The organism is Halomonas sp., assembly GCF_029263665.1.
Taxonomy (GTDB): Bacteria; Pseudomonadota; Gammaproteobacteria; order Pseudomonadales; family Halomonadaceae; genus Halomonas.
Genome location: NZ_JAJUFQ010000016.1, coordinates 40016 through 65915, shown reverse-complemented (window position 1 = coordinate 65915; position 25900 = coordinate 40016). Strand labels below are relative to the sequence as shown.

The 25900-nt window shown below is 56.9% G+C and carries 21 protein-coding genes; 9 read left to right on the top strand and 12 right to left on the bottom strand.

Annotated features, from left to right (window positions below):
* Nucleotides 1–24: 24 nt before the first annotated feature.
* Nucleotides 25–2628: a bifunctional aconitate hydratase 2/2-methylisocitrate dehydratase gene (gene acnB / locus Q1K07_RS15060; protein ID WP_300312614.1), complete on the top strand. Its 2604-nt coding sequence runs from the start codon at nucleotides 25–27 to the stop codon at nucleotides 2626–2628.
* Between the two features lie 162 nt (nucleotides 2629–2790).
* On the opposite strand, the gene msrQ is transcribed toward acnB, so the two are convergent.
* The 3 genes from msrQ to Q1K07_RS15045 form a co-directional block, all read right to left on the bottom strand.
* Nucleotides 2791–3456, bottom strand: a complete 666-nt coding sequence (msrQ, locus tag Q1K07_RS15055; RefSeq protein WP_300312541.1) for a protein-methionine-sulfoxide reductase heme-binding subunit MsrQ — start codon at nucleotides 3454–3456, stop codon at nucleotides 2791–2793.
* Nucleotides 3456–4391 (bottom strand): protein-methionine-sulfoxide reductase catalytic subunit MsrP, encoded by a 936-nt coding sequence (gene msrP, locus Q1K07_RS15050; protein ID WP_300312538.1) that lies wholly within the window; start codon nucleotides 4389–4391, stop codon nucleotides 3456–3458. Before msrP ends, msrQ begins: the two co-directional genes overlap by 1 nt.
* Before the next feature lie 233 nt (nucleotides 4392–4624).
* The gene (locus Q1K07_RS15045) at nucleotides 4625–5575 is read right to left on the bottom strand and encodes an AraC family transcriptional regulator (RefSeq protein WP_300312535.1); all 951 of its coding nucleotides are present in this window, start codon (nucleotides 5573–5575) and stop codon (nucleotides 4625–4627) included.
* Between the two features lie 191 nt (nucleotides 5576–5766).
* Here Q1K07_RS15045 and Q1K07_RS15040 point away from each other — a divergent pair, with 191 nt between their 5' ends.
* The 3 genes from Q1K07_RS15040 (at nucleotide 5767) to Q1K07_RS15030 (ending at nucleotide 9399) form a co-directional block, all read left to right on the top strand.
* The gene (locus Q1K07_RS15040; RefSeq protein WP_300312532.1) at nucleotides 5767–6840 is read left to right on the top strand and encodes an NAD(P)-dependent alcohol dehydrogenase; all 1074 of its coding nucleotides are present in this window, start codon (nucleotides 5767–5769) and stop codon (nucleotides 6838–6840) included.
* Between the two features lie 135 nt (nucleotides 6841–6975).
* A complete protein-coding gene (rraA, locus tag Q1K07_RS15035; RefSeq protein ID WP_300312529.1) occupies nucleotides 6976–7461 on the top strand; it encodes a ribonuclease E activity regulator RraA in 486 nt (161 codons plus the stop codon).
* Between the two features lie 63 nt (nucleotides 7462–7524).
* A complete protein-coding gene (locus Q1K07_RS15030) occupies nucleotides 7525–9399 on the top strand; it encodes a glycerophosphodiester phosphodiesterase family protein (RefSeq protein ID WP_300312526.1) in 1875 nt (624 codons plus the stop codon).
* Nucleotides 9400–9520: 121 nt separating this feature from the next.
* Here the strand turns inward: Q1K07_RS15030 and ggt are convergent, their stop codons facing one another.
* The 6 genes from ggt to ppsA form a co-directional block, all read right to left on the bottom strand.
* Nucleotides 9521–11359 carry a gamma-glutamyltransferase gene (ggt, locus tag Q1K07_RS15025; RefSeq protein WP_300312524.1) on the bottom strand — a complete coding sequence of 613 codons (1839 nt, stop codon included), beginning with the start codon at nucleotides 11357–11359 and terminating at the stop codon, nucleotides 9521–9523.
* Nucleotides 11359–11739, bottom strand: coding sequence for a hypothetical protein (locus tag Q1K07_RS15020; protein ID WP_300312522.1), 381 nt, complete (start codon nucleotides 11737–11739; stop codon nucleotides 11359–11361). The genes ggt and Q1K07_RS15020 overlap by 1 nt, the downstream gene beginning before the upstream one ends.
* 177 nt (nucleotides 11740–11916) lie before the next feature.
* Nucleotides 11917–12168, bottom strand: a complete 252-nt coding sequence (locus Q1K07_RS15015; protein WP_149285003.1) for a GlsB/YeaQ/YmgE family stress response membrane protein — start codon at nucleotides 12166–12168, stop codon at nucleotides 11917–11919.
* A gap of 269 nt (nucleotides 12169–12437) precedes the next feature.
* Nucleotides 12438–13019, bottom strand: a complete 582-nt coding sequence (locus Q1K07_RS15010; protein ID WP_300312518.1) for an anti-virulence regulator CigR family protein — start codon at nucleotides 13017–13019, stop codon at nucleotides 12438–12440.
* Between the two features lie 82 nt (nucleotides 13020–13101).
* Nucleotides 13102–13509 (bottom strand): hypothetical protein, encoded by a 408-nt coding sequence (locus Q1K07_RS15005; RefSeq protein WP_300312515.1) that lies wholly within the window; start codon nucleotides 13507–13509, stop codon nucleotides 13102–13104.
* 247 nt (nucleotides 13510–13756) lie between these two features.
* Entirely contained in the window at nucleotides 13757–16129 is a 2373-nt protein-coding gene (gene ppsA / locus Q1K07_RS15000) for a phosphoenolpyruvate synthase (RefSeq protein ID WP_300312512.1), read from the bottom strand.
* A 296-nt stretch (nucleotides 16130–16425) separates the two neighbouring features.
* Between ppsA and Q1K07_RS14995 the strand changes: the two genes are divergently transcribed.
* From Q1K07_RS14995 to Q1K07_RS14975, 5 genes are all read left to right on the top strand, one after another.
* Nucleotides 16426–17259, top strand: a complete 834-nt coding sequence (locus Q1K07_RS14995) for a pyruvate, water dikinase regulatory protein (protein ID WP_300312509.1) — start codon at nucleotides 16426–16428, stop codon at nucleotides 17257–17259.
* A gap of 193 nt (nucleotides 17260–17452) precedes the next feature.
* On the top strand, nucleotides 17453–18697 hold the full coding sequence (locus tag Q1K07_RS14990) for an imelysin family protein (RefSeq protein WP_300312611.1): 1245 nt from the start codon (nucleotides 17453–17455) through the stop codon (nucleotides 18695–18697).
* On the top strand, nucleotides 18697–20112 hold the full coding sequence (locus Q1K07_RS14985) for a di-heme oxidoredictase family protein (protein WP_300312506.1): 1416 nt from the start codon (nucleotides 18697–18699) through the stop codon (nucleotides 20110–20112). Before Q1K07_RS14990 ends, Q1K07_RS14985 begins: the two co-directional genes overlap by 1 nt.
* A gap of 23 nt (nucleotides 20113–20135) precedes the next feature.
* Nucleotides 20136–21176: an imelysin family protein gene (locus Q1K07_RS14980; RefSeq protein ID WP_300312504.1), complete on the top strand. Its 1041-nt coding sequence runs from the start codon at nucleotides 20136–20138 to the stop codon at nucleotides 21174–21176.
* 15 nt (nucleotides 21177–21191) lie between these two features.
* Nucleotides 21192–22340, top strand: a complete 1149-nt coding sequence (locus Q1K07_RS14975) for a DUF1513 domain-containing protein (RefSeq protein ID WP_300312501.1) — start codon at nucleotides 21192–21194, stop codon at nucleotides 22338–22340.
* A gap of 25 nt (nucleotides 22341–22365) precedes the next feature.
* Here Q1K07_RS14975 and Q1K07_RS14970 read toward each other — a convergent pair whose 3' ends face one another.
* The 3 genes from Q1K07_RS14970 to mmsB form a co-directional block, all read right to left on the bottom strand.
* Nucleotides 22366–23592: a CaiB/BaiF CoA-transferase family protein gene (locus Q1K07_RS14970; RefSeq protein ID WP_300312499.1), complete on the bottom strand. Its 1227-nt coding sequence runs from the start codon at nucleotides 23590–23592 to the stop codon at nucleotides 22366–22368.
* Between the two features lie 38 nt (nucleotides 23593–23630).
* Complete coding sequence (locus Q1K07_RS14965) at nucleotides 23631–24812, bottom strand: acyl-CoA dehydrogenase (protein WP_300312497.1); 1182 nt, start codon at nucleotides 24810–24812, stop codon at nucleotides 23631–23633.
* 94 nt (nucleotides 24813–24906) lie between these two features.
* The gene (gene mmsB / locus Q1K07_RS14960; protein WP_300312494.1) at nucleotides 24907–25806 is read right to left on the bottom strand and encodes a 3-hydroxyisobutyrate dehydrogenase; all 900 of its coding nucleotides are present in this window, start codon (nucleotides 25804–25806) and stop codon (nucleotides 24907–24909) included.
* Between the last annotated feature and the right edge of the window lie 94 nt (nucleotides 25807–25900).

The window sequence follows — 25900 nt, the reverse complement described above, 5'->3', positions numbered from 1 at the left end:
ACCACAACCAATGAGGGCCCACACGTGCTTGAAGCCTATCGCCAACATGTCGAAGAGCGTGCCCAGGAAGGCGTACCACCCAAGCCCCTGAATGCTGAACAGGCTGCTGCCTTGGTCGAACTGCTCAAGGCACCGCCCGCCGGTGAAGAAGAATTCATTCTTGATCTGCTGACTAACCGTATACCTCCCGGGGTGGATGAAGCCGCTTATGTCAAAGCTGGTTTCCTTACCGCTATCGTCAAGGGTGAAGCGACTTCCCCGTTGATCGACAAGGTCCACGCGGTCAAGCTGCTGGGTACCATGCAAGGCGGCTACAACATCGCCACACTGGTCGAACTGCTGGATGACGAGAGTCTGGCCACTGAATCCGGTGAGCAGCTCAAGCACACCCTGCTGATGTTCGATGCCTTCCATGATGTCGCAGAGCGCGCCAAGGCTGGCAACACAGTAGCCAAGGACGTCATGCAGTCCTGGGCTGATGCCGAGTGGTTCCTGTCCAAACCGGCACTGGCCGACAAGATCACCCTGACCGTGTTCAAGGTCCCCGGTGAAACCAATACCGATGACCTGTCCCCGGCTCCCGACGCCTGGTCACGCCCTGATATTCCCCTGCATGCCAACGCCATGCTCAAGAACGAGCGTGAAGGCATTGAGCCTGAAGTGCCTGGCACCAAGGGCCCGATGTCCCAGATTGAAGCAGTCAAGGCCAAGGGCTTCCCTGTTGCCTACGTCGGCGACGTGGTAGGTACCGGCTCTTCTCGCAAGTCCGCCACCAACTCCGTGCTGTGGTTCTTCGGCGATGATATTCCCAATGTCCCGAACAAGCGCGCCGGTGGTTTCTGCTTCGGCGGCAAGATTGCTCCCATCTTCTTCAACACCATGGAAGATGCCGGCGCCCTGCCCGTCGAAATGGACGTCTCCAAGATGGAGATGGGCGATGTCATCGATATCTATCCGTACGAAGGCAAGGTCTGCAAGCATGACACCGATGAGGTCATCAGCACCTTCGAACTGAAGACCCAAGTCATCCTCGACGAAGTTCGTGCTGGCGGTCGTATTCCGCTGATCATCGGCCGTGGTCTGACCACCAAGGCCCGTGAAGCTCTGGGCCTGGAAGCATCTGACATCTTCCGTCTGCCCGAACAGCCCAAGGACACTGGCAAGGGCTTCACCTTGGCCCAGAAGATGGTGGGCAAGGCCTGTGGCATGGAAGGCGTGCGCCCGGGCATGTACTGCGAACCGAAAATGACCACCGTGGGCTCCCAGGACACCACAGGGCCGATGACGCGCGACGAGCTCAAGGATCTCGCCTGCCTTGGCTTCCAGGCCGACCTGGTGATGCAGTCCTTCTGCCACACCGCGGCTTATCCGAAACCGGTGGATGTGGAAACTCACCACACCCTGCCCGACTTCATCATGAACCGTGGCGGTGTCTCCCTGCGTCCGGGCGACGGTATCATCCACTCCTGGCTGAACCGCATGCTGCTGCCGGATACCGTGGGTACTGGCGGTGACTCTCACACTCGCTTCCCGATGGGTATCTCCTTCCCGGCAGGCTCCGGCCTGGTCGCCTTCGCCGCTGCCACCGGCGTCATGCCGCTGGACATGCCGGAGTCCATCCTGGTTCGCTTCAAGGGCAAGCGCCAACCTGGCGTCACCCTGCGTGACCTGGTCCACGCGATTCCCTACTATGCCATCCAGCAGGGCTTGCTGACCGTCGAGAAGTCCGGCAAGAAGAACGCCTTCTCTGGCCGAGTCCTCGAAATCGAAGGCCTTGAAGACCTCACTGTCGAGCAGGCCTTTGAGCTGTCCGACGCTTCTGCCGAACGTTCCGCAGCCGGCTGCACCATCACGCTGTCTGAAGAGTCAGTAACCGAGTACTTGAAGTCCAACATCACCCTGCTCAAGTGGATGATTGCCAACGGTTATGGTGACAAACGTACTATTGAGCGCCGTATCCAGGGCATGGAGGAATGGCTGGCCAACCCGAGCCTGATGCGTGCCGATGCTGATGCCGAGTACGCTGCCGTCATCGAAATTGACCTGGCTGACGTCGACCAGCCAGTCCTGTGTGCTCCGAATGATCCGGACGATGCCCGCCTGCTGTCTGAAGTTGCCGGCGAAAAGATCGATGAAGTTTTCATCGGCTCGTGCATGACCAACATCGGCCACTTCCGAGCAGCTGGCAAGCTGCTCGAGAAACAGCCCGCCGGTAGCTTGCAGACCCGCCTGTGGCTCGCTCCGCCGACCAAGATGGATCAGCATCAGTTGACCGAAGAAGGCTATTACGGCATCTACGGACGCGCCGGTGCTCGCATGGAAATGCCGGGCTGCTCCCTGTGCATGGGCAACCAGGCACGTGTGGCATCCAAGAGTACTGTGGTTTCCACTTCAACGCGTAACTTCCCCAACCGCCTGGGCGATGGCGCCAACGTCTACCTGGCCTCTGCGGAACTGGCAGCAGTGGCTGCGGTGGAAGGCAAGCTGCCCAGTGTTGACGAATACAAGCGTTACATGGGAGAGTTCGATGCCATGGCGGGAGAAATTTACCGCTACATGAACTTCCACGAGATCGAGGAATACCAGAAACTGGCCTCGACCGTGATTCCGGTGGTTCAGGAAGCCTAAAAGGCAGCCTATCCACCTCACTTCGACTCCGATGCTCGCAACATCGAAAGGTCCCTCTACGGACGGACCCGAGCCGATGAACGAAGCGCCCTACGGGGCGCTTTTTTTGATTTTGAAGGCTTGATTCGAGAAGAGAGCGGAGAAATATGTGGGAAGGGAAGTTCAGCGTCGCACAGTGGCAGCCTCGCGCCCTACTGACGTCGAACGGGTCATGTAGCGCTGCCATGGGACTCGTGCCGCAAGCAGCATCACAATGACAGCCATGTAGATCAATGGCTCAGCTTCCCAGGTACGCACCAGCCATACATAGTGCAGGCCACCCAGCAAGACCGCGATATAGGTCAGACGATGCAGCTTGAGCCAACGCTTGCCGCCAAGTCGCCGAACAGCCCTGTCATTCGAGGTCAGCGCCAAGGGAATCATCAGGATAAGTGCCGCCATACCGATGGTGATGTAGGGACGCTTGAAGATGTCTTCCACCGCCTGACTCCATAGCAATCCCATATCCAGCACTAGCCAGGCCGCCAGATGCGCCACAATGTAGTAAAACCCCATCAGGGCAATGGCACGCCGGAAGCGGGCCAGGATGATTCCCGTCCAGAGCCTCAGTGGTGTTATCGCCAACACAATGACCAACAACTGCAGGCCGGCTTCACCGAGACGATGTTCGATCTCCTTGACCGGATCAGCACCAAGGCCACCGCTGAAGGTCAACCATGTCAGCCACAGAAAGGGCAGCAGGCATAGTAGATAACCAATGCCCGCCGGAACCCTGCGTAGCGACTTGTTGATTCGACGCGCCATGCCATCAGGCAACAGTCTAGCCATCAGTAGAATTTCCTCAGATCCATGCCGGAATAGAGGTGAGCTACCTGATCGGCATAACCATTGAACATCTTGGTTGGCTGACGACCGCCGAACAGGCCAGCCCCAATGGGGCGTTCTGTCGCCTGGCTCCAGCGCGGGTGATCCACCTCTGGATTGACGTTGGCATAAAAGCCATATTCGCTACTCTGGCGTTGATTCCAGGTCGCATATGGCATTTCTTCAGTCAAAGTGATCTTGACGATGCTCTTGATCGACTTGAAACCGTATTTCCAGGGCACGACCAGGCGCAGCGGAGCGCCATTCTGATTGGGTAATGGATCCCCATACAGCCCGGTGGCGAGAATGGTCAGGGGATGCATGGCCTCATCCAGACGCAAGCCTTCACGATAGGGCCAGTCCAGTGCATTGCCACGCTGCCCAGGCATCTCTTCAGGCCGCAAGAGTGTTTCGAAGGCAACATATTTCGCACTAGGGCGCACGCCAACCCGGTTGAGCAGATCCGCTAGAGGAAAGCCAATCCAGGGAATGACCATGGACCAGGCTTCCACGCAGCGCAGCCGATAGATACGCTCCTCGAGAGAAACATTCTTGAGAATGTCCTCCAGCCCATATTGACCGGGCTTCTCCACCAGACCACCGATTTCCACCGACCAAGGATCCGTGGTCAGGGTATGGGCATTGCGTGCGGGATCTTCCTTGCCAGTGCCGAACTCATAGAAATTGTTGTAGTGAGTGATGTCTTCCAGGTCGTTAGGCTTGTCACTCGTGGACAGGGAAGACTCGCGATAGTCCAGCATGCCAGCCATTGCCGGACCTGCAAGAGCGATGCCCGCTGCAGTGGCTACAGCAGATTTCAACAGCTGACGGCGGCTCAGATAAACATTGTGCGGCGTGACATCATGCCACTTCAGGTCGGGTATACGCTTGATAATCATCCTGTTCCTCATCATCTCTCGGTAACACCATGGCACCAACAGATAGAGGCACAGGCCATGGTTCCCTCGACTCAACTGAAAGTTGGTCACCCTCCTATACCACTTCCTTACATGCCCTTGATAATGATTCGCTCATTTCGGCAAAAGAGCGGATATCGAGTTTCTGAGACACCCCATCTGCTCCTCGGTTCGTCTCAGCTTACCGACAGTTACGTCTCCCACAGGCCGTTCAGTCATCCCTGAGATGGGTTGACACCAAAATAGCGTTTGTACTCACGACTGAACTGAGACGTGCTGCGATAGCCAACTTCAATTGCCGCACGAGCAACATTGAAACGTTCCTGGCTCAACAGCACTCGGGCCCTGAGCAGGCGCAGGCGTTTGAGATACTGCACCGGAGACATTTGTGTGGTTTGCCTGAAATGATGATGGAAGTGCGAGGTGCTCATGTTGACTCGATTGGCGAGTGTTTCGACAGTCAATGGCGCCGCAAAGTGGCGATGCAGATAGGACAGAGACTCAGCGATACGTGCATAGTGCCCATGGCTCTGCACCAACTGCCGTAACGACTGACCTTGAGGCCCTGTCAGTGCAGCAAACAAGACTTCCCTGACTCTTCCACTCCCCAGCGCATCACAGGCAACCTTGTCGTGCAGGCAGCTTGCCAAGCGCTGCACCGCTTCTGCCATGGAGGCATCGATGGCAACCGCTGCCATGGGCTCTGGACGACACGGCTCCATACCATGCTGGTCAGAATGATTCATCTCGGGCACACGTTGAACCAGCTCACTCAATGTGAGCGGGTCCACGGCAATGTTGATCCCCAGCAAGGGCGCTTCCGGTCTCGTCAATGTCTCACATTCAAACGGCAGCGGTATTGCCTGAACCAGGTAGTTCCCAGGGCCATAGTGAATGACTCGCTCTCCCAGGTAACCGATCTTGTCGCCTTGAGCGATGACAAAGAGCCCGGGTTCATAGATCAAGGGGGTCCGTGGATGACCACATTCAGAGGCAATCAGCCTGACCCCCTCGATAGGTGTCTCGGAAAACCCTTCTTTTTCGATCAGTGGCCTCAGGGTTGCAGCCAACCCAGCAGCCCAGCGGATCGTCGTGCCATCTGCACCAGACACAGAGTTATCGGCCACAAGCTCGAGTGACGATGGCATTGAAAGATGATTGTGCATGCTGTCCCTCTGTTCTCTCCCTGATCAGGCCGTCATCGTGTTCAGCGTATTGTGCATGATTTCAGCGAGGAATAGGCATCACACAACAAACCACCATAGGATCCAGCATCCATCTCAGAGAAACGGGCATGGCCGTACGGAGAACGGCCGCTCACAATGGCGGACACTATTCACCCCACCGGGAGTCCCTCATGACACAGAACGCTTCTGTGCCCGCCAAGGGTTATGCTGCACACTCATCCACGACACCTCTGCAGCCGTGGAACTTCACAAGACGCGCGCCACGCCCAGACGATGTCTCGATCGAGATCCTCTACTGTGGTGTCTGCCACAGTGACCTGCACTTTGCCCGCGATGACTGGGGCATGGCCTCTTATCCGGTCATACCGGGCCATGAGATTGTCGGCCGTGTCACGGCAGTAGGTGATGACGTCACTCAATACAAGGTCGGCGACCTGGTCGGCGTCGGCTGCATGGTGGACTCATGCCGCCACTGCCAGGCCTGCAATGATGGCCTGGAGCAGTTCTGCCTGGAAGGCTTCACCATGACCTACGGCAGCCCGGACAAGCACGATGGCACCCTGACCCAGGGCGGCTATTCCGATAAGGTAGTAGTCAGCGAGCGCTTCGTAGTTCGCATGCCCGATGGCATCGACATCAAGTCCGCCGCCCCACTCCTGTGCGCAGGCATCACCACTTATTCTCCCCTCAAGCATTATGGCGTCAAGGCGGGCCACAAGGTCGGCGTCATCGGCATGGGAGGACTTGGACATATCGGGGTCAAGCTGGCCAAGGCCATGGGGGCAGAAGTGACGATCTTCACACGCTCCGCTTCCAAGGTTGCCGAAGCCAAGAGCCAGGGCGCCGACCATGTTGTTGTATCCACCGATGAAGCACAGATGGCCTCCGTCGCGGGGCAGTTCGACTTCATGCTCGATACCGTCCCGGTAAAACATGACATCAATCCTTATCTCAATGCCCTGAAATATGATGGCACTCATATTCTGGTAGGTCTGCTGGAGCCACTAGAGCCTGCCGTCGAGGGTATCAACCTCATCTTCAAGCGCCGTGTCCTCGCAGGCTCATTGATCGGAGGTATGCCGGAGACCCAGGAAGTCCTGGACTTCTGTGCCGAGCACGGGATCAGCTGTGATGTCGAGATGATCAATATCGACCAGATCAACGAAGCTTGGCAGCGCATGGAAGAAGGCAATGTGAAGTACCGCTTTGTCATTGACATGGCATCACTGAAAGACACTGCCTGAACCACAGAAGTCTCACGAGCCTCGTGCACTGAGTTGTGCGTGGCTCGTTTTTCGATATATCACTGAGCTTTACCCCAGCACAGCAGCAGCAGATACTGAATGGACCCCATTTCATTCTGGCAAGGAGCTGCTGTGATGTCCCCCATCGTTACTCCTGACATCTGTGACGCCTACCCTGATGTCGAGGTGCTTGAGCCTATCTTCGTCAATTTTGGCAGTATTGAAGCATTCTGCGGTCAGGTAAGAACCGTAAAGTGCTTCGAAGACAACTCTCTGGTCAAGCAGGCCGTGGCAGAGCCCGGCGATGGAGCCGTACTGGTGGTTGATGCTGGAGGGTCCACGCGCTGTGCCATGCTTGGCGACATGCTGGCCGAGCAAGCTGCCACCAATGGCTGGGCTGGAGTGGTGATGTACGGTTGCGTACGCGATGTCGATGTACTCGCACAGACAGCGCTTGGCATCCAGGCACTGGGAGCTCATCCGCGCAGGAGCGAGAAACGCGGCGAAGGCACCCGCGACATCCCGGTGACCTTTGCCGGCGTCACCATCTCGCCAGGCCAGTGGGTGTACGCCGATAACAACGGCATTCTGGTCGCCCAAGAACGCCTCAGCCTCGCCTGACCGACCTCCAGGCACCACAACAGGACTTGTGGTGCCTTCGGTTCGATTCATCGGCATGCTGCCATGACTTCCCTGGCCAAGGCTGTATTCATCAGCCTACGTGATCATCTCAGGCCACTGCTGGCCTATCACCTGCTGTTCACTGTGCTGGCCTCTGCCCTGCTGCTTCCTGCCATGGGCTGGGCACTGTCATCCTGGCTACGTAACGTGGGACGTCCTCTGGTGACCACCGTGGACGCCTTAAACCTGCTGCTCACCCCAGCAGGATTGGCCTGGATCTATGCCAGCGTGATCGCAGTACTGACGTTACTGTACCTGCAACAGGCAGGGATGATGCTCATGGCCTTCGACCGCCGAGGCTCTCATGCGCATCAGGCGATGGTTGCCTTCCGGCAGACATTGCATCGCCTGCCTGCCTTGCTTTCGCTTGCCATGATCCAGGTGGCGTGTCATCTGGCCATGATCGTCGTTGTCCTGCTCTGCCTGGACTGGCTGTATCAGGGCATGCTCGGCCATCTGGACGCCTACTATGTGCGTCGAGTCAGGCCCATGGAATTCTGGGTCTTCATCGCCTCCTGCCTGCCGATCATCGGCACATGGGCAGCACTGGCCGGCCGTCAGCTGTTGCACTGGTGGCTGGCCCTTCCCTGTCTGATTCTGGAAAAACTCAGTGCCCCGGCTGCACTGAAACGCAGCCATGCTCTCACCCATGACAACCTGTCCAGTATGGCCGCGGCCGTCATCTCGATGCTGGCCATCATCCTGGGGCTACCTTGGACAATATCCTTCGCCTTCGGCAGCATGCTGTCTCCACTGCTGGCACAGTTGCCGGAAAATCACAGTCTGATCGTCGGCGTGATGCTGATAGTGGTGACGCTCGTCACTCTGATCACCCTTGCGGTAGCTTTCGCCGCCATTGCCCTTAATGCCTTGTTGGCAACCTGCCTTTACCTTGATCGGGCTCATAGCCTGCCGCACCTGCAACCACCGCCTCGGGATGCTCATCCGGGGCGTCTGGCCTGGAGCGTCGAGGCAGCGGCTGTTATCTTTGCTCTTTCCCAGGCCTGGCTGATGCTGGAGAGCCATGAGATCAATGATGATGTCAGCGTCATCGCCCATCGTGGCAGCTCCTGGAGCGCTCCGGAAAACAGCCTGTCGGCAGTACGTCTGGCCGCTGACGAAGGTGCTGATCAGGTTGAAGTCGATGTTCGCCTGAGTGCTGACGGTGTCGCCGTGCTCAGCCATGATTCCAGTCTACGTCGCCTGACCGGTGATGAACGACGCATCGCCGACCTCGATTGGCGGACTCTGGCAAGAATGGATATCGGTTCCAGCTTCAACCACACCTTCATGGGAGAGCCGTTGGCACGCCTGGATCAAGCCCTGGCTGAAGTGAGAGGCAAGGCAGGATTGATCATCGAACTCAAGCCCAGCGGCGGCAATGAACGCCTGTTGCTCAATGCTGTAATGAAGACGCTCCATGCCGAGCGAGACTGGAGAAGACGCTGTCGCAACCGGGGAGAAGACTTTCTGGCCAGACATATCTGTGGCAACCCTGCCATCTTCGAAGATGTCTGGCTCGCCACGCTTTCCTACCATCAGCTCATCCAGATCAACCACCAGGCTCCAGAGGCTCGAACCCTGCTGCTGGCCGAATGGGCCTTGCCAGGGGGGCTGCCACGCCATCGTTTCCAGGCACTAGGCCTGAATCATGCGCGCATCGACACTGAGGAGATCGAGCGCGCCCACTTTGCCGGCAACAAGCTATACGCCTGGACAGTCAATGACCAAAGCCGCATGGCCCGGCTGATCGACATGGGTGTCGATGGCATCATCACCGATCGCCCAGACCTGCTCCGCCACCTGCTCGTAGAAAGACAGAGGATGGGCGATGGAGAGCTATTGTTATTGAAATTGCGCCACTGGTTGTCCAGTTGACCAAGCCAGCTATCTGATGTGTCAGCATCTTGCTTGTCGAAACCTTCCATCGCAAAGGCGCCATCCCGTGACAAGGGATGGCGCTTGTTTTCATTCAGCACGAATGCTCTCGCCAACGATGTCAGTCTCCCATCACGACACCTTCACGACGAGGGTCGGCTCCCCCCTGGATACCTTCTTCTGTAACCCGCAATGCCTGTAGGCCACTCACCAGCTCCCGGGTCTCGACTTCATGTCCCAGACCTTCGAGGTCATTGATGGTGGATTGCGGGAAACGCCCTTCCTCCAGATACACATCATCTCCAAGGGTCACGGCATGTGGCAGATTCAAGGCCTCCTGTGGCGACAGCCCCCAGTGCAGCATGGCGTCCATGGCCTCGCCAGTATAGTGGATGATCGCAGCTCCACCAGGAGAGCCCAGACTAGCGACCAGGTCACCGCTGGCGTTATCGAACACCAGGGTTGGACTCATGCTTGAGCGAGGCCGCTTTCCAGGCTCCACTCGATTGGCAATGGGGTTGCCTTGTTCATCCTGCGCAGTGAAGGAGAAATCCGTCATCTCGTTGTTCAGCAGATAGCCTCCCGCCAGCTCACTGCCACCATTGGCCATGATGCGCGACCCAAAGGCCTGCTCGATGGTCGTTGTCATGGCGATGGCCTGACCATCCGCATCGATGATGCTGATATGGCTGGTACCATGTTCTGGCTGATTCGGTTGAGATGCCCAGGCTGTCTGCACTTCTCCAGGATTACCCGGCTTGGCTCCTCCACTGCCCATGCTTTGTTCCGAGACAAGAGCTGCACGACTGGCCAGGTAATCTGGCGCCAGCATGGTATTCCAGTCGCCACCAGGTGCCTCGACGAAATCCGGGTCGCCGATGTATCGACCACGGTCGGCAAAGGCCAGACGCGATGCTTCCAGGAAAGGATGCAGCCAATCCACCGTAGGCACTCCATCATGCACCGGCACTTCGACTTCAGGTAGTGCAGCCATGATGCCCAGCGTCTGCATCATGGTCAGGTGTCCAGAAGAAGGCGGTGGAAAACCACACACCTTGTACTCGCGCCATGGTGTACACAACGCATCCCGCTCTACTGCCTCATAGGAAGACAGGTCATCCAGGGTCATGCTGCCGGGAGATTCATGCCCTTGAACCCTGGCAACCAAGTCTTCGGCAATGTCTCCCTGGTAAAAAGCGCCGCTGCCTTCTTCACTGATGCGGGTCAGTATCTCGGCCAGAGCAGGGTTTTTCAGTACAGTACCAACGGCCAGCGGGTTACCGGCATCATCGAAATAGTAATCCCGGGCAATGGCATCTTCGGCCAGCGACGGCGTCGATACCAGGCTCTGATATAACCGGGGGCTCACCGGGAAACCTTCGGTTGCCAGAGTGATGGCCGGTTCGAACAGATCCTTCCAGGCGAGCTTCCCATAGGCCTGATGAGCAGCCTCCAGCATCTTGACAGTCCCCGGCACTCCCACTGCACGGCCACTTTCCACTGCTTCCGTGAAATCCAGCGGATTGCCTTCCTGATCGAGGAACAGGTCTTGCCCGGCGCCCATAGGCGCCTTTTCACGACCATCGTAGGCATGCACTTGGTTGCCATCGAACAGCATCAGGAAAGCACCGCCCCCGATGCCACTGGATTGAGGTTCCACCAGGGTGAGTACCATTTGCACTGCAATGGCAGCATCGATCGCCGAACCGCCCGCCTTGAGCACCTGGTAACCTGCGTCAGTCGCCAGTGGGTTCGCCGCAGCCACAGCAAAGGTCGATGTCGTCCACCCCGGTTTTTCTTCATAACCCGAGCCAGACTCAGGGGCTACGGCCGGCGCAGTGTAGTGGAACCCGTCCTGGGCCACAGCCGCACCGCTCAACCATAGCGTCATACCCGCACAAGTACTGAATGCAATGGCTCGTGCGAGCCGTTGGCGCGAAAAGATATTGTCAGGGGTCATCACAGTTCCTTTTGTTCGTATCGTGAAACCCGCCATAAAGCGAGAAAGGACAACACTGCCAGCACCAGCAATACGACAGCAGCCCACCCCACCACTGTCACCAATTGATGATACCCCACAGGCACATCCTCAGAGCGGGCTTGCATGCCTATCTGTGCCAGCTTGATAACACCGAAGAGAAACAGGGCAAATAGCCCCAAAGGTAGTGTCGAACGACACTTGGCCAGAAAACGAGTCAACAGATTGGGGGGAGCAAGCGGGGCTTTCTCAACCTTTATCGGCTTGGCCTTGTCGGAAGCCCGCGTGGGCTTGGCCGTTGAAGAAGTGCGCTTTGCCGCCGACGCCCTTGGCTTGGGTGTGACCTTTTTTGATGGCGACACTCGAGATTTTGCCGTCCTGGGAGTATGGGCCGGCGTCAGCCGCTGAATGCACCAGCGGCCTAATGCCCATGCAGCCCACCCCAGACAAACGACAATGGACAGCATGACGCTGCCCATTACCAGCAAATATGCCATTTATACCAACAACGCTATAAAGGATAGCAGCACAAGACGCTGTTACCCCTTGACTTTGCGATAGATGAAAAGCAGCACCAGAGCGCCAATCACCGCCGTAATGATGCTACCAATGCTGATTTCGCTGACGGGACCACCAATACCGACGAGGGAGCCCAGAAAGCCACCCACGAACGCACCGGCGATACCAATCAATGTAGTGACAATAAAGCCACCAGGGTCCTTGCCCGGCATGATCCATTTCGCCAGTATGCCGGCAATTAGTCCCAATATGATCCACGAGAAAATTCCCATAACACCCTCCTGAGTTTTTAACATCCTGTTGAACCCATACCACTGTCCAGTCATCCATATGACAGGTTGAAATGGTAGATCTTGGGCATGTCGCTTTTATGTCGCTACCGGGACCTCCATTGAAGCGGCTGAGACAAGCATTGGCAACATCAATGAGCATAGATGCACAAAACAACGCCCTCAAGTGCACTTGAACACTCGAGGGCGCTATTTTGGCACTGACCGGTAAAAAAGTCAGAAACAGGCCAAATGGATACACATGACCAGAATCAGTCGAAAATGTCCCAGATAATATGTTCTACCACATCATTGGCAGCATTGATCAGTACTGCAGCTGTACCGATCTGAAGCCACTCATACCCATCGTAACGAGGCAGCACGTCATAGAAACGGTTATCAAAGCGCTGCTTGGCAATTCCCGGAGGTAGCGGCTTGCCGCGCTGAAGGTTCTGGCGAATGCCAGGTGGAAGTGCCTGATAGTTGCCAGCATGCCAGTCGCGATGATCATGGAAGATATTGCGAATATGATTATCATCGAAATCGAAGTCACGACCATGATCGAAATCACGATGATCGCGATCGAAGTCCGAATCAGACCGGTTGCTGTCATGGCGATAGGATGAGTCGACACCACGCCCCTTGTCCTGGAGCTTGTCTGGACCATGGTTGCCCTGGCCGCCACCATGACCCTGTTGCTGGGCCTTGTCCGGACCATGGCCTTGGCTATTACCATGGCCATTATTAGCAGCAACCGCCGTGGCACTGAACGTCGCCAGTGCAAGTACCAGAAGCGCCGGCTTCCAGACACCTGAAACTCTGTTGTTCAGCGGCATATCATTGTCTCGGCACATGGTATTTTCCTCTCGCTACGGGGTTTGCATCTAGACCCCGGATAATCGGTACCCTCTGCTTCTTCTGCTAATGTCGAGGCCATCAGTTGAGCAGCTGGCGAGCGACTTCATTGATCACCTGATTGGCAATATTATCTATTTCACGACTATCGTAACTCAGCCCTTCACGGTCAAAATCATCATAGTGATCCCGGCCGTAACGTTCATGGTACTCGTACCTGTCATCTCCGCGACGTTCTTCGAGATACTCTTCGCGAGCCTCCTGGTACTCTTCGCGAGCTTCCAGATAGTCTTCCCGAGCTTCCCAATAATCGTCATCGCGATCGTCGTCGTGATGATGACTGTAGTAACGGCCGTGCCCGGACTCATTCTTCCAGGAATCCGCCCACACCATGCCAGTGGGAAATATCAGCATAGCAGCCAGCACAGTTGCCAGGATTCTGCTGTGATGCTTCTTGCCCTGGCACGTGGCAACTTGCAGTTTGTTCATGACAAGGTCCTCCATGGGCTTGCTAGATGGCACCAGTTTACCCATTGAGCGCAATGAAACAGCCCGCTTGCACAAGACTCCCCGACATTTGCACCACTGTAGTCGATCAGCGACAGTCGCATACCAGACAGCCAAAAACTCCTATTCAGTCAGAAACCTCTCGCCAGTCAGAACCTCTCGTCAGTCAGAAACACCAACGCCGCAGCAAAGCTGCGGCGTTGGTGGTGTAGCAGAAAAACCTTCAGGTTCAGGACAGGCTCTCACCTGCCAGCATGAACCAGGTTTCCAATACAGCGTCCGGGTTCAGGGAGACCGAGTCGATTCCCTGCTCCATCAGCCATTTGGCCAGCTCAGGGTGATCTGATGGCCCTTGGCCACAGATACCCACGTACTTGCCCTTGGCCTTGCAGGCCTGGATGGCCATGGCCAGCAGTTTCTTGACGGCTGGGTTACGCTCGTCAAACAGGTGGGCAACAATACCTGAATCACGATCAAGTCCCAGAGTCAGCTGAGTCAAGTCATTGGAGCCGATTGAGAAGCCATCGAAATACTCAAGGAACTCATCCGCCAGCAGAGCATTGGCCGGCAACTCGCACATCATGATGACCTTGAGACCATTCTCGCCGCGCTTGAGACCATTGGCAGCAAGCAGATCGACAACTTCCCGGGCTTCATCGGTAGTACGAACGAAGGGCACCATCAGTTCGACATTGTCCAGGCCCATTTCGTCACGCACACGCTTCATGGCCTGGCATTCCAGCTCGAAGCAAGGACGGAAGCTCTCGGAGATGTAACGAGAGGCACCGCGGAAGCCCAGCATGGGGTTCTCTTCGCCCGGCTCATAGAGCTTGCCGCCAATCAGGTTCTCGTACTCGTTGGACTTGAAGTCCGACATACGCACGATGACACGCTGCGGATAGAAGGCAGCCGCCAATGTGGAAATACCCTCGACCAACTTGTCGACATAAAAGCTGACTGGGTCGGCATAGCCAGCGACGCGAAGATCAATGGTCTGCTGCAGCTCAGCAGGCAAGGTCGCATAATCGAGCAACGCCTTGGGGTGAACACCGATCATCCGGTTGATGATGAACTCAAGACGCGCCAGACCGACACCAGAATTGGGCAGCGATGCAAAGCTGAAAGCTCGGTCCGGGTTACCCACGTTCATCATGATCTTGAACGGAATGTCCGGCATCGCATTGACACTGGTCACACTGCGATCAAACGCCAGCAGGCCGTCGTAGACATGCCCTGTATCGCCTTCGGCACAGGAAACCGTGACATCACGGCCATCAGAGAGAACGTCAGTCGCATCGCCACATCCTACGACAGCGGGGATACCCAGCTCCCGGGCGATGATGGCAGCGTGGCAGGTACGTCCACCACGATTGGTAACGATGGCGGAAGCCCGCTTCATGATCGGCTCCCAGTCCGGATCGGTCATGTCGGTGACCAGCACATCCCCAGCCTGCACTTTATCCATCTCGTCGGGAGACATGATCACCTTGACCGTCCCTTGGCCGATACGTTGGCCTATGGCACGACCATTGACCAAAGTGCGACCCTTTTCCTTGAGCTGGAAACGCTCCAGGGAGCCACCTTCCTGCTGGGAAACCACGGTCTCAGGGCGAGCCTGAACGATGTATAACTCGTTATCATCGCCGTCCAGCGCCCACTCGATATCCATCGGGCGACCATAGTGCTTCTCGATGATGACGGCCTGACGCGCCAGTGCCATGACCTGCTCATCATTGATCGAGAACACCCCCCGGTCAGCAAGAGGAACATCTACCGTGGCAACGGATTTGCCTGCACTTGCGTCCTCGGTATAGATCATCTTGATCAGCTTGGAACCAAGGTTGCGGCGCAGCACTGCTGGGCGCCCTGCTGCCAGCGTCGGCTTATGCACGTAAAACTCATCGGGGTTGACCGCCCCCTGAACCACGGTCTCACCCAGTCCCCAGGAAGCAGTGACGAAAACAGCATCACGGAAACCTGATTCCGTATCCAGGGTGAACATGACGCCACTGGCGCCAGTCTCGGAACGCACCATCTTCTGTACACCGGCGGACAGCGCTACGTTCTCATGCGCATAACCGCGGTGGACACGGTAGGAAATGGCACGGTCATTGAACAGGGAAGCAAACACCTCGTGCACGGCACGCTTGATGTTGTCGTAGCCTTCAATGTTGAGGAAGGTCTCCTGCTGACCAGCAAAGGAAGCATCCGGAAGGTCTTCTGCGGTAGCAGAGCTGCGCACAGCGACCTTGAGGTTCGGGTGCTTGCTGAGCATGAGCTCATAGGCTTCACCCAGCGCAGACTCGAAAGCCGGGGGGAGTGGCGTATCGATGATCCATTGACGGATCTTGGCGCCTGCTTCCGCCAGAGCAGCGACGTCGTCGACATCCAGGCGAGCCAATTCAGCATTGATACGATCGTTGAGCCCTTCATGAGCAAGAAACTCACGATAAGCATCAGCCGTAGTGGCAAAACCACCGGGGACTGTCACACCCGCGCCAGACAGATGGGAGATCATTTCACCCAGTGATGCATTCTTGCCGCCCACGCGCTCGACGTCATTCATGCCCAACTGATCGAACCACAGAATGTACTTTTCCACCTTAGCCCCCTTTCTTGGCTATTCAGTGCCTCGGATCCATCCCGTTCAGGTTCATCTCAAGGCATCATGAATTGGATGCAGGCGACTCTAACAGCGCTGTCCACCAAGCGCTATCAGTATAGGGGCGTAGTCACTGGAGGATTTTTACAACACTCGGGGCATTTATCGGGATTTATGTAGTTTCACGTATTTTGCCTGACATGCCGTCACTTGCCGCAGCCGGCTCTGGCGGTGACAATGCGGGCATATGGCCTGTCTGGGCAGGCCACTACAAAAAATGAGCAAAGAGCACCCTCATGACACGTACTGCTTTCTTCATTTCCGATGGTACTGGCATCACTGCCGAAAGCCTCGGCCGTAGTCTGCTGGCTCAGTTCGAGAATGTTGAGATTCGCAAACTGACCAAACCCTACATCGACACCATTGAAAAAGCGCACTCCCTGGTCGGTATCATTGAGGCCACCGCCGTGCGTGATGGTGTCCAACCCATCATCATCGATACCATCGTCGACCAGAAGATTCGCGACGTGATTCGGGCTGCACCAGGCTTCAAGGTCGATATCTTCTCGACTTTCCTCGAGCCCCTGGAGAGGGAACTGGAAACTCACTCCTCTTATAGTGTCGGGCGCACCCACGCCATTGCCAGTGATGCCGCCTACATGGATCGCATCCACTCTGTGCATTTCGCTCTCGACAATGACGATGGGGCCCGCACCCATCAGTACGACCAGGCTGATGTCATCCTCGTCGGTGTATCTCGCTGCGGCAAGACGCCGACATCGTTGTACCTGGCCTTGCAATTTGGCATCCGTGCTGCCAACTACCCATTGACCGAGGATGACCAGGATGAGGATGGCACCCTGAAACTGCCTCCCGTATTGGCCAAACATCGCCACAAGCTGTTCGGACTGACCATCGACCCACGCCGCCTGGCCGCCATCCGCCACGAACGCCGCCCCAACAGCCGTTACAGTTCCATGGACCAGTGCATGCAGGAAGTTTCGCAGGCTGAAGCGTTATATCGTCAACTGCATATTCCTTTCATCGATACGACACGCTTCTCGGTGGAAGAAATCTCCACCCGGATGATCGCAGAGACAGGCATCAATCGACGAGTTTCGCCTCGCTGAAGCCAGAGGTACTTCGCCGGGCCAATGTGGAATCCTCAATAATTGTGCTGACCTGGGACAAGGGTAGGTAGCCTACTCTTTGCAATGAGATTGTCTCTCGTTACTATTTTCATCACGGCTCAGCAATAACAAGGATTCCATCATGGCCCAGCATTTCGCTCCTCGTCCGTTATCCGCACTCATCGCAACCTGCATGTTCTCCATTCCCTTAACAACCACTGCCAATGCCACGGAAGGAGAGGATGTCACACCGCAGCAGGTGGTCTCCCACTACGCTGATCTGGCACACAACACCTACATCGATGCCCTGAAGAGTGCCAAGCAGCTCAATGAAGCCGTCGACACCCTGCTTGCCTCCCCTACACCAGAAGCATTGGCCTCGGCCCGTCAGGCCTGGCGCCAGGCTCGGGTGAGCTATCAGCAAAGCGAAGTGTTCCGCTTCGGTAACCCGGTGGTGGACGACTGGGAAGGCCAGCTCAATGCCTGGCCTCTGGATGAAGGCCTGATCGACTACGTCGCTGAAGACCGCTACGAGCACGAATTGGGCAATGCCGGAGCCACCGCCAATATCATCGCCTCGGAAAGCATTACCGTGGGCGGCGAGGAGGTGGACGTTTCCGAGCTTACTCCAGAATTGCTGGCCAGTCTGAATGAAGTCGGGGGCTCCGAGGCCAATGTCGCCACGGGATATCACGCCATCGAGTTTCTACTCTGGGGGCAGGATCTCCATGGTTATGATCCTGGTGCAGGAGAACGCGAAGCCACGGACTTTGCGCAAGACGATACCTGCACCAATGGTCACTGTGATCGGCGTCGAGCCTATCTGGACGCCGTCACCGACCTGCTGGTCTCTGACCTGGAATGGATGGTGGATCAGTGGGCTCCCGGTAACGACGACAATTATCGTAGTGAATTGCTGGCTGCATCTCCGCAGGAGGGCCTGCGCCGTATCTTGTTCGGCATGGGGTCGCTATCACTGGGAGAACTGGCAGGAGAGCGCATGAAGGTTGCTCTGGAAGCCAACTCCTACGAGGACGAACATGACTGTTTCAGCGACAATACCCACAACTCTCACTACTACAATGGCCAGGGCATCCAGAATGCTTACACCGGCCATTTCGAGCGCATGGACGGCACCAATTTCGACGGCCCCTCCGTGGAAGACTTGCTCAAGCAGAGCGATCCTAAACTATCTGCGACGTTGAGCCAGGAAATCGATGCGTCAATGAGTGCACTTGGTGAGTTGAAATCCCGGGCAGAGTCCAATGACGACCCCATGACATTCGACATGATGATCGCCCCGGGTAATGAGGAAGGTGCCACCTTGGTCAACAATGCCATCCTGGCACTGGTGACCCAGACAGGCAGCATTGAGAAAGCCGCCATCGACCTTGGGGTCGACGACCTGCAGTCCGATGATGCAGGACACAACTTCTGATGATGCGCCTCACTATCTCACAGCTGGCAACACTGGGTGTGTTGCCACTGTGCATGACATTCACGTTGGTCTCTCCTGTATTGAGCGCTTCCATTCAGGACACCCCCATGAGTGGAGGTGAAGGTTCCGTCGAGCAATTCGACCATAACGCTTATTCACTGCCACTGAAAAACCTGCCCATGACCGGACGCCTGGACTTCAGTGTCGGCAACAGTTTCTTCCGCAATCCTTGGGTAGTAGCACCGTCCAGCACAGATGCACGTGATGGACTGGGCCCGTTGATCAATACCAACAGCTGCCAGGGATGCCATATCAAGGATGGGCGAGGCCATCCACCGACTCCTGACCAGCGCCCGGTCTCACTCTTCCTGCGCTTGTCGATGCCAGCCACCGACAAGGATAGCGAAGTGGTGCGCATGACCGGCGTATTGCCTGTGCCCCATTATGGGCGCCAGCTGCAAACGGCGGCGATCCCCGGAGCCAGGCCCGAAGCCGATATGGTGCTCAGCTATTCCGATACAAAAGTGGCGCTATCCGATGGCACTGAAGTATCACTTCAGGTGCCGGACTATCGCATCGAAAAACCTGCTTATGGTCCCCTGCCGGCAGACATGTTGATTTCCCCTCGGGTCGCCCCGCCGATGATCGGCCTGGGCCTGCTCGAAGCGGTACCGGAGCAGCAGATTCTGGAATATGCAGATCCTGATGATAGTGACGGAGATGGCATTTCCGGCCGCCCCAATCATGTCTGGGACGCGCGCAAGGAAAACACGGTTCTCGGCCGTTTCGGCTGGAAAGCCGGGGAACCCACCATCGAACAGCAGAGCTTGCATGCCTTTGCTGGCGACATGGGCTTGACTTCCAGCCTGGCGCCTGTCACGGACTGCATGCCAGAGCAAGATTGCAATGAGTTCGCCAGCGGCGGAACCCCGGAAGTATCCGACAAGGTCGCCAGTTTCGTGACCTTCTATGCTCAGAGCCTGGCAGTCCCTCAGCGACGCAGCATGGATGAACCTGCTGTACAAGCCGGTGCCAGGCTCTTCAACGACATTGGCTGCAGCAGTTGTCACCGCCCCAGCTTGACCACGGCCGACAAGACACCCCGCCCGGAAATGGCCAATCAGACGTTGTGGCCTTACAGCGACCTGCTGCTGCATGACATGGGGGAAGCACTGGCGGATGGCCGCCCCGAGTATGAAGCCAATGGGCAGGAATGGCGTACACCTCCGCTCTGGGGAGTCGGCCTGGCACAAAGCATCAACGAGCGTGCCGGATTTCTGCATGACGGCCGTGCACGAACCCTGGAAGAGGCCATTCTATGGCACGGTGGTGAAGCAGAAGACAGCACTCAGGCCTATCGTGATCTTTCCGCGGAACAGCGTTCCCAATTGATCGAGTTCCTGAATTCACTGTGATTTCCATGAACGGCGTGGTTTCCATGAACAGTATGATTTCCCTGAACTGCCCTAGAGCCGTCGCTATCGCCTGCCTGTCGTTAATCTCGTTATCTTCCCAGGCCGCCGATACATCCGTTACTCCACGCCAGCAGTGGTATCAGGATATTGGTGCGCTCTACACCAAGCTAGCTGAGGCCACCGGCCAATTGCAGGAAGACGCCACTGCCTTGTGCTCGGCGCCAGAAGCCAACAGCGAGCACCAATTGCGCTCGGACTGGCTTTCTGCCTACCGCGCCTGGCAAGCCGTGCGCTTTGTCGACTTCGGCCCCATCGAAGTCAATAGCCGTGCCTGGCAGCTGCAGTTCTGGCCTGACAAGAAGAACCTGGTTGGCAGTCGGGTCAAGACCCGACTGCATCAGGACACGCAAATCTCTAAGGCTGACATCGATGAGGCGGGTGTCGCAGAGCAAGGGTTTCCTGCATTGGAAGTCCTGCTGTATGACGACGGAATGGCTGATTTAACGCTCTCTGCAGAGCAACCCTGTGCTCTATTGCAAGCTATCTCGACTCACCTGAACGAGACGAGCATGACGTTGGTGACGGACTGGGAGGCTTTCGGGGATTACTACCAGTCTACCGACAGCATGACGCAAGCCACGCTTCACGCTGCCATGCAGACGCTGGAGACCATTGAAGACAAGCGTCTCGGTGAGCCCATCGGAATGATGGGCAGCCCCGCCAATGCCTATCGCGCAGAAGCCTGGCGCAGCGATGCTTCGATCAGCCTGATCGAGGCCAGCCTGCAGGGCCTGAAGGAAGGATTTCTGCCAGGCCTGATGGTGAGCCTCGACAACATTGATCGCAGTGATCTTGCACAAGCCTTCGACAGCCAGCTCAACAAGACGATCAAGCAGGCACAGGAACTTGATGGCGGCATCACCAGCGGGCTGGAACATGCCGATGCCCAGGCGGGCTTGACCACGCTCTACATGAAAGTCGCTCAGTTACGCCAACTGCTCAACGAACAGATCGCCAGTGCCCTTGGGGTAGTGCGCGGGTTCAACTCCAGTGATGGCGATTGATTGAGGTACAGCACCGTGGCATTGGACAGACAACGTCGGAAGATACTGAAGCTTGGTCTTTTCAAATGGGGACTTGGCAGCCTAGGGGCAAGCCTGGCTATAGGCGGTACGAACCTGGCAACGGCACAGTGGGTTTTAGACAATCAGGAAAACCGGCGCCAATGGTTCTTCAGCGCTGTCGATGATCTCGAGGGGAACCACCATCTGGCGGGTATCCATCGCGACGGCAGCGAACACTTTCTACTGCCGGCCCCCGAGCGCTGCCACGGTGGCTGCCTGCACCCTCACCAGCCTCAGGCAATACTCTTCGCACGCCGCCCGGGCCGCCATTTCCACGTTCTCGATGCACGCCACCATCGCGAACTGCAAAGCATCGATGCAGGCCCGGGATACCACTTCTACGGCCATGGTGTATTCGATCCCTCCGGGCGCTGGCTCTACGTGACGGCCAACCGCCTCGAGGATGCCATGGGCCTGGCAAGGGTCTATGATGCCGACGCCAATTACGCCCATCACCATGACATCGAGCTGGAGGGCATTGGCCCCCACGAGCTCAAGCTGATGCCGGATGGTGACACTCTTGTCATCGCTCTGGGCGGGATCAAGACACATCCAGACAGCGGCCGAATCAAGCTGAACCTCGATGACATGGACCCAGCCTTGCTGCTGGTCAACCGTCACAGCGGCGAAATTCAAGCCCGCCACAGGCCGTCCCATCATCAGCTCAGCGTTCGCCACCTCGATGTGGCAGAAAATGGCGGCGTGATCGTCGGCTATCAGTTCGAAGGCCCGATCTGGGAAACACACCACCCACTGGTCGCCCGCCTTGACCCTCAAGGCAAGTTTCACGAATTCGATCTCGGCGGGCTGCAGCCGAAGCTGGCTCAATATACTGCCAGTGTGGCTGTCAGCCAGTCACAGAGCGGCTCTTCCAGCAGCGCCTTGATCACGGCTCCCCGAGGGGGACGTATCGTCATGCTCGACCAGCAAAGTGGAGAAATCATCGCCGCTCCCGAACTCGCGGATGCCGCAGGCACCCGCTGTGATGGCCAAGGGGGATATATTGTCACTACCGGCAATGGCGGGCTCTACCAGGTCTCTGCACAAGGTGAACTCACGCAGCTGGCGAAACTGCCATTGCGCTGGGACAACCACCTTACCTAGGGTCTTTGGCCGATGCCATGGCTTATCAGCGCACAATGCCCTCGGCCCGCAACCGTGCAATGTTCTCCGCCGATAGTCCCATTTCCGCCAGCACTCTGTCGCTATGCTCCCCCAGAGCCGGTGGAGGCTGATCACCCGTGGCACTTTCCCCATCGAAGCGAAGAGGGTTGGCCACCTGGGGAACGCCACCTATGTTCCTTGCCATGCCTCGATGACATACCTGGGGATCAGCAAAGACCTCCGGGAGCTTATGAATGGGGCCTGCGGGAATCCCCAACGCTTCGAACTTTGCCAGCCACACATCACGCTCATCTTGCATAAGCGCGTTCTGGATCTCGGCCACCAGTTCGTCTCGGTGAGCCACCCGCCCTTCATTGGTCGACCAAGGGCCATCGGCCCACTCAGGATGACCCAGCAACCCTGCCAGACGAGAGAATTGCCCATCGTTGCCGACAGTCAGCACCAAGTGCCCATCAGCACAGGCAAACGCCTGGTACGGCACGATATTGGGATGGGCATTGCCGTAACGGGCAGGAGCTTTTCCACTGACCAGGGTATTGAGTGCTTGGTTGGCCAATGTCGCTACCTGTACATCGAGTAGTGCCAGATCGATGTGAGTGCCCTGCCCGGTTTCGCGACGACGATGAAGCGCGGCCAGTACGCCAATGGTCGCGTACAATCCTGTCATCACATCAGTAATGGCCACGCCTGTTTTCATTGGCATGCCATCGGCTTCGCCAGTGAGACTCATCAGGCCTCCCATGGCCTGGATCATGAAGTCATAACCCGCTCGGTGCGCGTAGGGGCCGGTCTGACCAAACCCTGTGATCGAACATACGATCAGCTCTGGGTTCAACGCCCTCAAGCTCTCGGCATCAAGGCCGTACCGCTTGAGCCCGCCCACCTTGAAGTTCTCCAGCACGATATCCGCCTGCCTGGCCAGATCACGTATCAAGGACTGCCCTTCGCTGGACGCCATGTCCACCGCCAACGACTGCTTGCCGCGGTTGGCACACAGAAAATAGGCCGCCTCTCGCAGCGTTTCCCCCTGGGCATCGCGGCCTGCAGCAAAGTACCAGGGAGGCCCCCAACTACGAGTATCATCTCCCCGGGTCGGGTGCTCGATCTTGATCACTCGTGCCCCCAGGTCGGCCAGGAGTTGACCGGCCCATGGGCCGGCCAGCACTCGTGACATATCCAGCACCGTCACCCCGGACAAAGGCTTGCTGGCCGCCATGCTGTCACTTGTCATTCTGTTTTTTTCTCCATGGTTCGGTCAGGTAAGGCGCATCAGCCGGTAAAGGCCTGAATACCCGTCTGAGCACGACCAAGAATCAATGCATGAACGTCGTGAGTGCCTTCGTAAGTATTTACCGCCTCGAGATTCATAACATGTCGAATGACATGATATTCATCGCTGATACCATTGCCGCCGTGCATGTCCCGGGCAACCCGGGCAATATCCAGCGCCTTGCCGCAGTTGTTGCGCTTGATCAGCGAAATGGCTTCGGGAACCAGCTGCCCTTCGTCGATCATCCGCCCTACCCGCAGCGATGCCTGCAGACCAAGTGCGATTTCGGTCTGCATGTCAGCAAGTTTCTTTTGTATCAACTGGTTGGCTGCCAGTGGGCGACCAAATTGCTTGCGCTCCATGGTGTAGCTGCGAGCAGCATGCCAACAGGCTTCCGCCGCGCCCATGCTGCCCCAGCTAATGCCGTAACGTGCACGATTGAGACAGGAAAAAGGTCCTTTGAGCCCTTGCACACCTGGCAGACGCTGGCCATCCGGCACTTCTACATCCTGCATGGCAATCTGCCCCGTGATGGAAGCACGCAGACTGAACTTGCCTTCGATCTTGGGAGCAGACAGACCAGGCATGCCCTTTTCAAGGATAAAACCACGAATGACACCTTCATCATCCTTCGCCCAGACCACGAAGACATCGGCAATGGGGGAATTGGTGATCCAGGTCTTGGTGCCATTGAGACGCCATCCAGAATCTGTGCGAGTCGCCCGCGTGACCATACCACCTGGATCCGAGCCGTAGTCCGGTTCTGTCAGGCCAAAGCAGCCGACCCACTCACCGCTGGCCAGACGAGGCAGATACTTGTCGCGCTGCGCTTCGCTACCAAATGCATGGATGGGATACATGACCAGACTGGACTGCACACTCATGGCGCTGCGATAGCCGGAATCGACACGCTCCACTTCACGTGCAATCAGGCCGTAGCTGACATAGTTCATGCCAGCACACCCATAACCATCGATGGTGACACCCAACAATCCCAACTCGCCCATCTCGTTCATGATCTCACGATCAAAACGCTCGTGACGGTTGGCTTCAAGCACCCGAGGTAACAGCTTTTCCTGGCAATAATCATGGGCTGTCTGGTGAACCATGCGCTCTTCTTCACTGAGCTGATCCACCAGACGGAACGGGTCTTCCCAGGTGACAGGGGTAATTTGACTCACGGCAGCCTCTCTCAAAATATCTACATTTTTATAAAATGTAGGTGAATTGAGAGTAATTGCCAACCCCCTTGCACGACTTTCTTCGAGATATTTTCTACTCGTCTTTCGGGCGATAGAGCTTCTGGATACTGGAGAAATCCAACCTGCCACCACCCTGGGCGCTGTGCAGGGCAAACAGATTGCGCGCTTCGGAACCCATGGGTACCGGAGCCTTGGAAGCCAACGCCAACTCCCATGCCAGACCAAGGTCCTTGGCCATCAGATCCGTCAAGAAGCCACCTTGATATTCCCGCGATGCAGCGGATCCTTCCATCACGCCCGGCCAAGGGTTGTAGACATTCAATGCCCAGTTACCGCCACTGCTCTGTTTCATGATTTCCGAGAGTACCGCGGGGTCGAGCCCATTGCGCACCCCCAGCGCCAATGCCTCGGCCGTGCCGCTCATCAGAATCCCGAGCAGCATGTTGTTGCATATCTTGGCAATCTGCCCACTGCCTGCCGCACCAGCATGAAACAGGTTCTTCCCCATGACTTCGAGTACAGGACGCGCCTGTTCAAAGCCCGCACTGTCGCCACCGACAATGAACGTCAAGGTACCTGCTTCCGCTCCCCCGATACCACCAGAAACGGGCGCATCCAGAAACGTGAAACCACGCTCGGCTGCCACGCTTCCCACTGCCTGCGCATCCTGAGGAGAAATCGTTGATGCGTCGATGATCAAAGGACGGGAAGCCAGGTCATCCAGCAACCCAGATGACTCACCGCGCCCCAGGTACAAGCCTCGCACATGCTGGCCCGCAGGCAGCATGGAAATCACTACATCTGCCCCTTCGGCAGCATCCAGTGCACTGGGGGCACGCTCAGCACCTTCGGACTCAAGTGCCACCATCGCACTGTCGACAAGATCGAAAACACGCACACTGTGGCCGGCCTTGACGAGGTTCTTCGCCATCGGCAACCCCATGTTGCCCAACCCGATAAAAGCAATGTTCATGGCGTGACTCCTGTTGTTATGTGCAAAAAATATCTGTGCAAGAAATGGTTGTGCAGGGAAAAATGGCCGCTAAAAAAGATGTCATCACATCTCT